Annotated in this window: 15 protein-coding genes and 1 tRNA gene; 9 read left to right on the forward strand and 7 right to left on the reverse strand. The window is 45.2% G+C overall.

Going from position 1 to position 12,699, the window contains the following annotated elements; genetic code table 11:
* Positions 1-18 precede the first annotated feature (18 nt).
* The 5 genes from trkA to LI82_RS09530 form a co-directional block, all read right to left on the reverse strand.
* On the reverse strand, positions 19-1,353 hold the full coding sequence (gene trkA / locus LI82_RS09510) for a Trk system potassium transporter TrkA (RefSeq protein WP_048195306.1): 1,335 nt from the start codon (positions 1,351-1,353) through the stop codon (positions 19-21).
* 128 nt (positions 1,354-1,481) lie between these two features.
* Positions 1,482-2,681, reverse strand: coding sequence for a molecular chaperone DnaJ (gene dnaJ, locus LI82_RS09515; RefSeq protein WP_048195307.1), 1,200 nt, complete (start codon positions 2,679-2,681; stop codon positions 1,482-1,484).
* A 66-nt stretch (positions 2,682-2,747) separates the two neighbouring features.
* Entirely contained in the window at positions 2,748-4,607 is a 1,860-nt protein-coding gene (gene dnaK / locus LI82_RS09520) for a molecular chaperone DnaK (protein ID WP_048195309.1), read from the reverse strand.
* Positions 4,608-4,702: 95 nt separating this feature from the next.
* Positions 4,703-5,281: a nucleotide exchange factor GrpE gene (gene grpE / locus LI82_RS09525; RefSeq protein ID WP_048195310.1), complete on the reverse strand. Its 579-nt coding sequence runs from the start codon at positions 5,279-5,281 to the stop codon at positions 4,703-4,705.
* Between the two features lie 153 nt (positions 5,282-5,434).
* The gene (locus LI82_RS09530) at positions 5,435-5,848 is read right to left on the reverse strand and encodes a hypothetical protein (RefSeq protein ID WP_048195311.1); all 414 of its coding nucleotides are present in this window, start codon (positions 5,846-5,848) and stop codon (positions 5,435-5,437) included.
* A 136-nt stretch (positions 5,849-5,984) separates the two neighbouring features.
* Between LI82_RS09530 and LI82_RS09535 the strand changes: the two genes are divergently transcribed.
* From LI82_RS09535 to LI82_RS09555, 6 genes are all read left to right on the forward strand, one after another.
* Positions 5,985-6,908, forward strand: coding sequence for an ATP-grasp domain-containing protein (locus LI82_RS09535; protein WP_048195312.1), 924 nt, complete (start codon positions 5,985-5,987; stop codon positions 6,906-6,908).
* Positions 6,905-7,888, forward strand: coding sequence for a hydantoinase/oxoprolinase family protein (locus LI82_RS09540; protein WP_048195314.1), 984 nt, complete (start codon positions 6,905-6,907; stop codon positions 7,886-7,888). Before LI82_RS09535 ends, LI82_RS09540 begins: the two co-directional genes overlap by 4 nt.
* Positions 7,889-7,910: 22 nt before the next feature.
* Entirely contained in the window at positions 7,911-8,543 is a 633-nt protein-coding gene (locus LI82_RS09545) for an amino acid kinase family protein (protein WP_048196219.1), read from the forward strand.
* 101 nt (positions 8,544-8,644) lie between these two features.
* Entirely contained in the window at positions 8,645-8,809 is a 165-nt protein-coding gene (locus tag LI82_RS12810; protein WP_081955807.1) for an HVO_2753 family zinc finger protein, read from the forward strand.
* A gap of 9 nt (positions 8,810-8,818) precedes the next feature.
* Positions 8,819-9,088: an elongation factor 1-beta gene (locus tag LI82_RS09550; protein WP_048195316.1), complete on the forward strand. Its 270-nt coding sequence runs from the start codon at positions 8,819-8,821 to the stop codon at positions 9,086-9,088.
* 80 nt (positions 9,089-9,168) lie between these two features.
* Positions 9,169-9,240, forward strand: a tRNA-Ala gene (locus tag LI82_RS09555).
* Positions 9,241-9,379: 139 nt separating this feature from the next.
* On the opposite strand, the gene LI82_RS09560 is transcribed toward LI82_RS09555, so the two are convergent.
* Complete coding sequence (locus LI82_RS09560; protein WP_048195318.1) at positions 9,380-9,721, reverse strand: HepT-like ribonuclease domain-containing protein; 342 nt, start codon at positions 9,719-9,721, stop codon at positions 9,380-9,382.
* Positions 9,718-10,029: a nucleotidyltransferase family protein gene (locus LI82_RS09565; RefSeq protein WP_048195319.1), complete on the reverse strand. Its 312-nt coding sequence runs from the start codon at positions 10,027-10,029 to the stop codon at positions 9,718-9,720. Before LI82_RS09565 ends, LI82_RS09560 begins: the two co-directional genes overlap by 4 nt.
* A gap of 93 nt (positions 10,030-10,122) precedes the next feature.
* Here LI82_RS09565 and LI82_RS12955 point away from each other — a divergent pair, with 93 nt between their 5' ends.
* The 3 genes from LI82_RS12955 to LI82_RS09580 all read left to right on the forward strand — a co-directional run bounded on the left by LI82_RS12955 (position 10,123) and on the right by LI82_RS09580 (position 12,550).
* Positions 10,123-10,329, forward strand: coding sequence for a hypothetical protein (locus tag LI82_RS12955; RefSeq protein WP_135607200.1), 207 nt, complete (start codon positions 10,123-10,125; stop codon positions 10,327-10,329).
* Between the two features lie 287 nt (positions 10,330-10,616).
* The gene (locus tag LI82_RS09575; protein WP_048195321.1) at positions 10,617-12,002 is read left to right on the forward strand and encodes an ATP-binding protein; all 1,386 of its coding nucleotides are present in this window, start codon (positions 10,617-10,619) and stop codon (positions 12,000-12,002) included.
* Positions 12,003-12,193: 191 nt separating this feature from the next.
* A complete protein-coding gene (locus LI82_RS09580) occupies positions 12,194-12,550 on the forward strand; it encodes a nucleotidyl transferase family protein (RefSeq protein ID WP_052402869.1) in 357 nt (118 codons plus the stop codon).
* Positions 12,551-12,699 lie beyond the last annotated feature (149 nt).

Raw genomic sequence — 12,699 nt, forward strand, 5'->3', positions numbered from 1 at the left:
AAATCACGTCTTTTTGAATTACTTGAACAATCTTTCGACGGCCTGATGTGCAGAAGGTAATGAGAAAATTAGTACACGATCGCCTTCTTTTATGATGTAGTTCCCACGGGGTACGAATGTATCGCCTTTATGGACCACCATACTGACAAGTGCACCTTCAGGGAACTTAACGTTCTTCAGCGGTTTACCCACTATCTTTGAATTGCCAGATGCAGTATATTCAATGATCTCAGCCTTTTCACCCTCGATCATGGTCAGGGCTTCAATACCAGTCCCCATGGTCAGTTTCAGTACTTCGTTAATGGTAGCTTCCCTTGGACTTACTGCACGATCCACACCTACAAGTTCGAATAGTGGAACATAATCAAGATGATCAGCACGTACAACAACCTTTTTGGCGCCAAGCTGCTTTGCAAGCAGAGCACATAAAAGGTTCTTTTCATCACTGTCCGTCACAGAGATAACAACATCCATATCCTGAACACCCTCTTCTCTGAGAAGGTTGATGTCCGTCCCATTACCTTTCAGAACAAGTACTTTTGGAAGTGCCTCAGCAATGAACTCGCACCGTTCCCGTTTCTTTTCGATTATCTTTATAGTGGCATGGCTTTTTTCAATAAGCTTTGCAAGATAGAAACCAACAGTACCTCCACCGATGATCATTACCCTGCTAACGTTTTCCTCGTGCCCTGCAAAGAGGCTTCCAACATTTGCCATGGCATCAGATTTTCCAATGACAACAACATGATCAGCACCATGTATCACATCATCCCCATGAGGAATGATAATGTCCGACTGCCTGTAAATAGCACTAACTATACAGCAATCAGAGAGATCCAGGTCCTTCATATTTTTGTCAACAAGGTCGCTCTCCGGAGATACAACAAATTCCATCATCTTTATCTTGCCATCTGCAAAGATCTCAGCATCAATCGCCGATGGTATGGAAAGGATCTCGGCAACCTCAGAAGCAAGTGAGAGTTCCGGGCAGATCATGACATCAATGCCTATCTGTGTGCGAGTTGCAACCGGCCTGTCAATATAATCAGGATTTGTGACCCTTGACATTGTTTTGAATGGTCTGTAAGAAGGAGCCAGCAGCTTGGCTGCTGTACATGCAACAATGTTCACTTCATCTGAACCGGTCACAGCAACAAGGAGATCAGCATCATTGATCACCTGACCCAATATGGAGATATTAGCACCATTTCCATGAATGACCTGTACATCGAGCTCATCTGCCCTTGCACATGCATCTTCATCATTATCAATGACAATAACATCATTGTTGAGATAAAGGGATTTTGCTATATGATACCCTACCTCACCGGCTCCGACGATTATGATTTTCATAATGATCACACAAACCTATGAAAATAAATTGGAAGTATAAGATATGGTTAATAACAGGTATCTGTGTTAAAGGTTACTCCACAGAAATGGAGACGTACAAAAAAAATAAGAAATTTCCCGCCCTGTTATCAGGAGTCAACAGGACCGGAAACAGTATTAGAAATAGCAGTTTCAAAAGCATCTTTAACCTTGTCAAAGAAGCCTTTACCACCTTTTGATCCGTTGGATCGAGTACCGCTGAGCTTATCAAGTTCTTCCAGCAGACCCTTCTGTTTTTCCGTGAGATCCGTAGGAGTCTCAACAACAACCTTCACAAGCTGGTCACCCTGACCGTGGCCATGAAGATGTGGCATACCTTTGCCTTTCAGACGCAGTATTGAATGTGTCTGGGTTCCTGCTTTGATCTTCATCTTGACCTTGCCATGAAGTGTCGGGACCATTACTTCAGAGCCAAGAGCTGCCTGAGAGAATGTTATCGGGACCTCATAGACAATATCATCACCTATGCGATCGAACTTCTCATGAGGTTTTATATGGATCACAACATAAAGGTCACCTGATGGTGCACCCGGACTTCCTGCTTCACCCTCCCCGCTGACCTTCAGACGCAAACCGGTATCAGAACCTTTTGGAACCCTTACTTCGATCTTGCGTACTTTCTTCTGCTTGCCTGAACCTTTACAGACAGGACACGGAGATTCGATGATCTGACCCCTACCGTGACAATTGTCACATGTAGTAGTGGTCATGAAGTTACCAAGAGGTGTCCTTCGTGAATGTGTCATCTGACCGCTGCCACGACATTTCGGACAGGTGGTCGGACTTGTGCCCTCCTTTGCACCTGTGCCCCCACAGGTTTCACAGTTCTCTGCCCTTGGAATATTGATCTTCACCTGTTCACCAAAAGCAGCCTGCTCCAGAGTTACAGCCAGATCATACCTCAGATCAGAACCCCTTGTAGGACCCTGCCTGCGATGACCTCCGCCGCCAAAACCTCCGAAACCGCCAAAGCCGCCTCCGAAGATACTGCCAAAGATATCACCAAGGTCTTCGAAACCGCCAAAATCAGCATTCCTGAAAATATCTTCTGTGCTATATCGACCGTCTATACCTGCATGGCCAAACCGATCATACTGTGATCTTTTCTCATCATCGGACAGCACAGCATAAGCTTCGGATATTTCCTTGAACTTCTCTTCAGCACCATCATCCTTATTCTTATCAGGATGGAATTTCATCGCAAGTTTGCGATATGCTTTCTTGATCTCGGTCTCAGAGGCATCCTTGGCTACACCAAGTATTTCGTAATAATCACGTGTGGTCGACATTAAATCTCCTTCATGGATAAATTAAAGTGCAGATGGAAAGCATCTGCACCTATACCTTCAAGATATTTATTTGTCTTCGTCGACAACCTCATAGTCCGCATCGACAACAGTTTCATCGGATCCGGAATCTGAAGTGGATGCACCTGCATCTTCGGAAGCTTCAGCACCTGCAGCTGCTTCCTGCTGTGCCTTCTCATACATTGCAGCGGAGACCTTATAAACAGCTTCCTGCAATGCTTCGGTCTTAGCTTTGATAGCTTCGAGATCTTCGCCTTCAAGAGCCTCTTTCAGATCTGCCATAGCCTTTTCGATGGTGGTCTTCTGCTCATCGGTTGCGACATCCCCAGCCTCTTTCAGGGTCTTCTCAGAAGCATTGATAAGGGATTCTGCGTTGTTCCTGACATCAACCTCTTCCTTACGTGCCTTGTCCTCTTCTGCATGAGCTTCAGCATCCTTCACCATCTGGTCGATCTCCTCATCGGATAATCCACCAGGTTTCTGGATAGAGATAGACTGTTCCTTACCGGTACCAAGATCCTTTGCATTCACATGAAGGATACCATTGGAATCAATGTCAAAGGTCACTTCGATCTGTGGCATTCCCCTTGGTGCAGGTGGTATACCATCCAGTACAAAACGGCCAAGTGTCTTGTTAGCAGAAGCAATTCCTCGCTCACCCTGCAGGATATGGATCTCCACAGATGGCTGGCTGTCTGCAGCAGTTGAGAATATCTGGCTCTTCTTTGTAGGGATGGTAGTGTTCCTCTCGATAAGCGGTGTTGCAACGCCTCCAAGGGTCTCAATACCAAGTGTCAGAGGTGTGACATCGAGCAGCAGAACATCATGGACCTCACCGCCAAGCACACCTGCCTGAATAGCTGCACCGACTGCAACTGCCTCATCAGGATTGATGTTCTTATATGGGTCCTTTCCGATGAAGTTCTTCACAAGATCATATACTGCAGGGATCCTGGTAGAACCACCGATAAGAAGTACCCTGTCAATGTCCTTTGAAGTGACCTTTGCATCACTTAGAGCCTGTTTCATGGAAACAAGTGTCTTCTCTACAAGATCTTCGGTCATCTTCTCGAACTGTGCCCTTGTAACATCAATATCAATGTGTTTTGGCTGGCCGTTAGAATCTGCTGTAATGAAAGGCAGGTTCACGTTAGTTGAAGTAACGCCTGAAAGCTCGATCTTTGCCTTCTCAGCAGCATCACTGAGACGCTGGAGTGCAGCCTTATCGTTTGAAAGGTCGATACCTTCTGCCTTTTTGAACTCCTCAACAAGGAATTCTGTGATCCTGTGATCAAAGTCATCGCCACCAAGATGTGTATCTCCACTTGTGGAAAGTACTTCAAAGATACCGTCCCCAAGCTCAAGAACGGACACATCAAAAGTACCGCCTCCGAGATCATAGACCAGGATCTTGTGGTCGCCTTCCTCTTTGTCAAGACCGTATGCAAGGGATGCAGCAGTAGGCTCGTTGATAATCCTCATTACCTCAAGTCCGGCGATCGTACCGGCATCTTTGGTAGCCTGCCTCTGAGAATCATTGAAGTAAGCAGGTACAGTGATAACAGCCTGAGTAATGGGCTCACCAAGATATGCTTCAGCGTCATCCTTGAGCTTGCGAAGGATCATTGCAGAAACTTCCTGAGGAGTGTAATCCTTATCGTTCATATTTACTTTATAGTCACCCTCACCAATGTGACGCTTAATGGAGCTTACACTGTTATCAGGATTAGCGATCATCTGTCTTTTTGCGACCTGACCTACAAGTTTTTCTCCCTTCTTGGAAAAACCAACAACTGAAGGAGTTGTTCTTGCACCCTCTGCGTTAGGGACAACAGTAGGTTTTCCACCTTCGATAACAGCCATACAGGAATTAGTAGTTCCAAGATCAATACCTAATATCTTTCCCATGATAATACCTCACTTGTCTTTGATTATTAAATAGTTAATAGTAATTTGGTTCTCTTTATGATATTAATAAAGCGATAAACTCATAATATCAAATGTTAGTTCTCATCCGGATTATCTGCAATTGTTACCATTGCGTGGCGTATGACCTTCGAGTTGAGCTCATAACCAGGCTTGCAGACATCAACAACATGACCTTCAGGGTGTTCCGAGGTCTGCACATGCATCATTGCCTCATGAAGGTGCGGATCGAATTCCTGGCCTGTGCAATCGATCTTTTTCAGGCCTTCTTTCTCAAGGATAGAGACAAATTGCCTGAATACCATCTCGACGCCCTCGATAACTGAGTTCACGTCGTCGGTCTTCTTTGCAGATTCAAGAGCACGCTCAAAGTTATCATACACTTCCAGCATTTCGACCATCATATTCTCCAGAGCGAACTTGCGGAACTCTTCCTTTTCACGCACACTTCGCTTTCTGAAGTTCTCGAACTCAGCCCTCTGACGGATCAATTGTTCTTTGAGTTCTGTTATATCAGAATCCGCGGAGGCGATATCTTCATTTTGGTCATCGCCCCCATTACCGGCCAGTTTTTCCGACAGATCGTCGTTTTTGCAGCCAGTACATGAATCCTTCTCTTCTTTAACTTTAGATTTCTTTCCAAATTTACCTGCCATTGATCACGACTCCGCCATAATTTATCAGCGGTATAATTAACATCTGATGATTGTTTGAAGTTCTATAAATACGTTACGCATTTGTTTGCATGCTACACTAAAAAAAGAATAGACCAAAAACAAGCCCCAACAAGCGCCTTTGGTCAACATGGTTCAGGCATATTCTGCCTGCATCTTATAGGAAAGTAATTTGACAAGCAACATGCTTGCTATCATACAGATGGCAAGTGCTGACACCAACCGATCCCATCCTAATACACTGAGACCGTCCTTGAGGACAAAATCAACGCCTCCAAAGAACGAAAAGATGGAGATGGTAGCTGCAAGCGACACGACACATCCGCCTATAAGTGCACCTATCTGGTCGGCACCCCTCTTCTCAAAGAATACTGAACCCACTATGAACACCACAGCAAATATCAGCAATATGACAGAAGAAGGCATTGGACTGATGCCGCTGGAAACAATGTTCATAACTCCAAGAGCCATACCTATCATAAAAATGGACATGGTACTTGAAACAGCAAGCGCCTGTAAAAAAGGATTATCTGAAATTTCTGCATTCATCCTTTGTATCCCTCGCGTTGTAATTTGTATTGCTGATATATATAGTAATTGTCGAGGACACACAATGTATAGATAATACAGTCAGTACACCATGATCACAGTAAATAACAAATAATATGATAGAATCTCACCTTACATGAAAATACTTCTTTCGGAATATGCCGTCAGCACCGGCATGGGTGGAACCTATCTTTTGGAAGGTAAAGCAATGCTTCACACCCTTGCATCAAGTTTTTCACGCCTTGGACACGAAGTGGTATACACATCGTCCGGACCAACGATAGAATATGGAACTTCGATTGCCTCCAGCGAAGAAAATATCAATGAGATCCTGAAGGAACAGGCAAAGGATTGTGATGCAGCCCTTGTGATCGCACCTGAAGAGCTTCTACCCGACATCACAGCCATAATCGATGATAATACACTGAACCTCGGCTGCCCCTTTGAGTCAGTAGCCATTTGCTCGGATAAGCTGGAATGCACCAGAAAGATGGAAGCTGCATCAATTGCGATCCCGGAGACCTATTCTGCTGACCAGGAAATACCTAAGGACAAGCGATGGATAGTAAAACCAAGATACGGGTGTGCATCAGAAGATACATTCGTATCCCACGATCCGAAACTGAAAGAAGAACAGATCGCAACTGAGTATATCGAAGGAGAACACCTAAGTGTCAGCCTTATCTGTGGAAAGAAGACACTCCCATTAACAGTGAATAAGCAGATGATGAAAATCAATCCCGGAAAGGATGGATCTTCTGTTGATTACTGCGGCTGTACGACACCATACCCTACCGGAAGGAAGCAGGAACTTTACGAAACTGCAATCGAGGCAACACGTATCCTGAACTGCAATGGTTACACCGGAGTGGACATAATACTTGGGGACAGGCCATACATAATAGATATTAATCCAAGACCTACAACATCACTTGTGGGCATTACTAAGATAATGGACAGGGAGATAGCAGAGCTTCTGATAGCTAATGCTCTTGGACAGACACTCCCGGAGATAAATATTACAGGAAATTACTCGTTCACCAAAGAGGAATTGATATGAGATATATTGGAATAGATATTGGCGGAGCCAATACAAAGGTTGCCTCCTCTGATGGGGAAATTAAAGAACTCCTCTACATCCCGTTATGGAAAGATACAACACTTCCATCAGCCCTGAAGGAACTCGGAGAAAGGCTCAACCCCGATGGGCTGGCTGTTGTTATGACAGGAGAACTTGCAGACTGTTTTGTTGACAAGGACGAGGGGATCAGCTTCATCATGAACGCTGTGAACAACGCTTTTGACTGCAAGATCGAATATGTGAACAACAGCGGACACTTCCAGGACAGCACCCGGAACGCAAGGGACCTTGCTGCTGCCAATTGGGCTGCATCTGCCCGCCTGATAGGAAAAGAGGTCGGAGATTGCATCTTTGTGGATGTAGGCAGCACCACCAGTGACATAATTCCTATTAAAAGCGGTAAACATGTGGCAGGACATACAGATTTTTCCAGGCTGCTTCGCAGTGAGCTGGTATATGCAGGAACCCTGCGCACGAACCTTGCAGCCCTGCTTAAGACCGTGGAACTAAAGGAAGGTACATGCCGCGTCTCCTCCGAGCTTTTTGCAACCACTGCTGATGCATACATGCTTCTTGGCGATATCGACAAAGAGCTGTTCACATGCGAGACCTCGGATGGTGCCGGCAGGGACAGAATTGATTGCATGAGAAGACTTGCTCGTGTAGTATGTGCTGACCTTGCAGAGATATCCGAGGAAGATCTGCTTATGATAGCAAAGGATGTGAAAGAAACACAAATATCCCTGCTTTGTGAAGCCATCTCAACAGTGGCCGAGAAGGACGGCCTTGACACTATTGTCTCAGCCGGACTGGGAGAATTCATGATAGAAGAAGCTGCAAAGCGTCTTGGTCTTGATTGCTTCTCAACTTCCGACAAGTGGGGACCGGAAATATCCAAGGTATTCCCTGCTTACGCTGCTGCAAAGCTGCTTGAAGAAGAGGAAGAAGAAAATAAATAAGAACCAAGTCCTTCGAGAAGAAATGAAAGTTGTCCTTAAGATCGGCGGAAGCCTTATAGAGCAAGCCGATGAGCTGTTAAAAACAGTCGTTGAACACATTTCCAGCACCAAGAGCAAAGTAAAGATAGTGGTGGTGCCAGGAGGAGGTCCTTTTGCCAATGGCATTAGAGAAGCAAGCAGCACACATTCGATCGGAGATGAGGCTGCCCACTGGATGGCTGTGGCAGCAATGGAACAATATGCATACCTTCTTATGGACAAGAGTGGCGTGCCTTTGATAGATGATACGGATGATCTGACCGAAGGAGTCTCCATCCTGTTGCCATACCAGTTACTAAGAACCACTGATGAGCTCGAACATTCATGGGACGTCACTTCCGACACCATAGCTGCATGGGTTGCACATAGGATCGATGCAATCCTTGTTAAAGCCACAGATGTTGATGGCGTGCTGAATGAAGACGGACTTATCGAAGAGATCACTGCTAAAGAGCTTAAGAGCATGGGAGAGACATGCACTGACCGGATACTACCATCCATATTAGATAAATATGGCATGGACTGTGTCATCGTTGACGGAACCTATCCGGAAAGAGTGGTTGCTGCTATCGAAGGGAAAGTGGTAAGGAGTACATACATCAAGGGGAATATTTAAATTATATACCACGCATGTACAGAAACCGTTATAGCTTATCGCGACACGAACAGTTTCGTTCAAGCATTATACATATTTACAGAATCAAAAGGAGTATTACAATGGCAAAAGTTGAACAATGCACATCATGTGGAGTTCGCCTTGCTGAGAAGGGATACACAAGATTCCCATGCCCAGCATGTGACACCGAGCTTGGAAGATGTACCAAGTGCAGACAACAGAGCAACCCTTACACATGCCCTAAATGCGGCTTTGTAGGACCCTGAGGAATCCATATGGGAGAAGTAGCAGCAACAATAAAGATCATGCCAGAAGGTGTCGACACCGACCTGGATGACCTTAAGAACAAACTCGAAGCAGTATTGCCAGAAGGCTCATCAATGTTTGGTTCAGAGATCGAACCTGTTGCTTTTGGTCTGAAAGCACTCAAGGTAGTAATCCTTGTAGGCGACCTTGAAGGCGGCACCGAATCCGTTGAAGAGGCTTTTGCAACAGTTCCTGGCGTAGAAAGCGTACAGGTTACTGAATTAGGCAGACCTGTATAATCACAGCAAACCTATTCTTTTTTCTTTTTTCTTTTCTTTTAATCAGTCATAATACCTAGTAATTACTCTAATATCATCGCGGGCTCGTAGATCAGGGGGAGATCGTTACGTTCGCAACGTAAAGGCCGCGGGTTCAAATCCCGCCGAGTCCAGTAAGAAAGTTTAGATAGACCTAAGAAAATAGCGATATTTTATAAAATTTCGGCACTAATCCTCTGATTTTTTTGTACTGAGCATCAATGGCATTCTTTTTACTGACACATACTGAATTATTCCAAAAATAGCAAAGGGTCAGTCCAGATCATCAAGGATCGAGCTGATGGATGTGCCCAGAGATAGAAGGTCCTGTTGTATCGTGTCCCATACAATTCGTGTATCGACACCAAAATAAGCATGGATGAGCCTGTCACGCATTGATGCCATCTCCCTCCATGGAACGGAAGGATACTGTGACCTTACATCGGAAGATACGTTCTTGGAAGCTTCACCAATCACTTCCAGAGCTCTTATAACAGCATACTGGGTCTTTTTGTCATCTTCAAAATGTTCATAGGTATATCCCTCCACAAAGGTCAGGATATCATCAATAGCACTCCGAATATCCTCAAGGTGATCAACACTACTGCGGATCATGCTTCTACCACCTCTGCAAGAATATGCCGGCCGATGCGTGGTTTTAAAGCATTTTTGGATACGAGGTCCACATGCACGCCAAAAGCCTGTGAGAGCTCTTCTTCCAGACGTGCATAGCCAAGCAATGTAATGGTCCCATTGAACTCTACAAGGATATCAAGATCACTCGAAGAGGTCTGCTCACCCCGTACAACAGATCCAAAGATTCCCATATAACTGATGGGATACCTTTGCTTAAGGTCCGGGAGCATCTCATGCAATTTGTGCAGATATGTTCCAATTTCCTCATTCTTTTTCGGATCAAACATATTGATCAAATCTATGCTGATACTGATATATAAAACATATCAAAAGTCCATAACCGGAAAAATGATCAGAGAAGGATCGACAGAAACCTGCTGATGATAGATCTGCAATTGGTTATGGCTAAGAGCATATCAACAGATGCCCATTCTATTTTCGAAATGTGCCGCCTGCGGCGGGATAGTTACATCGGTTCTAAAAGAATGGCCATCTCGATCTTATCCCGGACCTGTTATTTGATGATCCACCCGATACACACGACATCTCCGACCACCTCACCCGGGAGAAGGATCTCACTGACCTGATCAGAGAGCCAGATATCTCAGGATCGTCAGGACAGACCATGACATGGTCGATGATGACATCCCGGCTCCTTCCACAGGGATGGTACACTGAGAGAGATGTATACCTTATGTTAGAGATATCGACCTCAGGTGGCTTTTCCGGGGTCTTCATATAATGCACTCCGTATTCTAATTACTAATTTTAACAAAATTAGTGATCATTGGTGATTGGAAATTAATTATAAGCCATCCCGCAGATCGCACTAAAAGCACAACTGATATATACTTACTTTCCAGTAAGTTACTGTATGGTAAGATTCTTTGGCCGTGAGAATGAACTGGATATGCTCAAGGATATATACGACGCCCCGGGATCGTCAATGGTGGTCCTTTACGGGAGGAGGCGAGTTGGTAAGACAGAGCTTAGCAGGGAATTCCTCAAAGACAGGAAGGGATTGTATTTTTTCATCGAGACGAAAAGCGAGGAGCTCCTGTTAAATGATCTTGAGGCAGGTATAGAGACCATTACAGGCATGCGACCGCGCCTTGAGAGCTTTGATGACCTGTTCCCGGTACTGTTCGGCATAGAGGAGAAGCTTGTGATCGTGTTCGATGAGTTCCAGAACCTTGCAAAGGTCAATCCGGACCTGTTCTCAAAGTTCCAGAAACACTGGGATTCGTATCACAGGGAGAACGATCACATGTTCATAATGATCGGCTCGTATATCGGAATGATGAAAAAGATATTCGAGGAGAGCAAGGAACCTTTGTTCGGCAGGGCAACTTCGATACTGAACATAAGGCCGTTCACGTTCGCAGAAAGCTATTCGTTCCTCAGTGGCATGAACCCGATGGACTTTGAGGAGGCCATGAAGACATACTTCATTCTTGGAGGAGTGCCGAAATACCTGTTGCTTTCAGGACAGTTCCACCAGCCAGATGCTATGCAGATGTTCAGGAAGCTCTTTGTGGAGATGAAGATCCTCCTGGAGGAGGCTAAGAACATTCTCATACTGGAATTCGGCTCAGAGCATAAGGGATATTTCTCGATACTTGAGGGGATCGCATCAGGCAAGAGCACACCGAAAGAGATCTCTGATTATACAGCGATCCCGCCGGCCACGGTATCCAAGTACCTTCATGAGCTGGTCCACAGGTATGAGATCGTAAGAAAGGAAGAGCCTGTGACCGGCGGTGGAAAAAGGAACGGACGCTATTTCCTGGACGATAATTTCTTTACCTTCTGGTTCAGGTTCATTCACAAATACTACGGAGTGTTTGAGATCGATCCCGAAAGAGCAGAACAGCTTGTCCTGAAGGACATAAACACCTATTTCGGATATGCCTTTGAGGATGTTGCAAAGGAGATACTGATATCCTGCAACAAACAGGGACTTCTCCCTCTGAGGTTCACCGACATCGGCAGATGGTGGAGCAAGGACACCGAGATAGACCTGATCGCCTTTGACAGGATAGAGCATGAAGCGCTCTTCTGTGAGGTTAAATGGAAGCATCTGACAGAAACGGACGCCCGGAAGATCGTCACCAGCCTGAAGAAGAAATCGGAGAAGGTCAGCGGTAAATGGAACAGCCACTACTGCTTGATAGGAAAAAGCATCGAAAACAAAGAGGAGCTGCCATTCCTGACCCTCGACCTGGCTGACCTGGAAGAGCATCTTAAAGCCAGGATATAAAAGATGAATTAATATCTGCAAGCAGTGGGATCGAAAAGCGATGAGAAGGACTTACATCACCCTGCTTATGACAATTCTGCAAGTGACTATGGCTAAGAGCATATCAACAAGTTATTACTATTTTTTTAAAGAATGTGCCGCCTGCACCGGGATGGTTGCACCTTTTTTTAAAAACTGCACTTCTCGCTCTTATGCCGGACCTGTTATCTGATGATCCACCCCACATTCCCGACTACTCCACCCGCGAAAAGAACTTCCCCGATTTTCTAAAAGAGCTCGGCATCCCAAAATCCCGCTACCAGATCCAGATGTTCACCACCCCCCACGAAACCATCCTGGAAGACGACTACGATGCGATGTTGGTCTCCCCCGAGACCTATCCCGTGGCCCTGAAGATCAACGAGCTGAGAAAGGCCAACGGCAGGCCCGAGATCAAGATAATCAGGATAGAGTACGTCATGGCCGCTGATGATATTCCTATTTCATCCACAAGGGTCGTACACGGAGAGATCGATGTACACGGACATTTGAAGGAATCACAGAGTTAACCTAGACGATGATGTTTGGAGGGCAGGACAAAATGCTGCCCTAAATACAGAAAAGCAGGTCATTCTCAGATTTTTCCTACAAAACAGTTACAGGGTAATGTACATACACATTAAAAAAACCAGACCAATCGACTTAAATATTTTTGAGA

Source organism: Methanococcoides methylutens (assembly GCF_000765475.1).
GTDB lineage: Archaea > Halobacteriota > Methanosarcinia > Methanosarcinales > Methanosarcinaceae > Methanococcoides > Methanococcoides methylutens.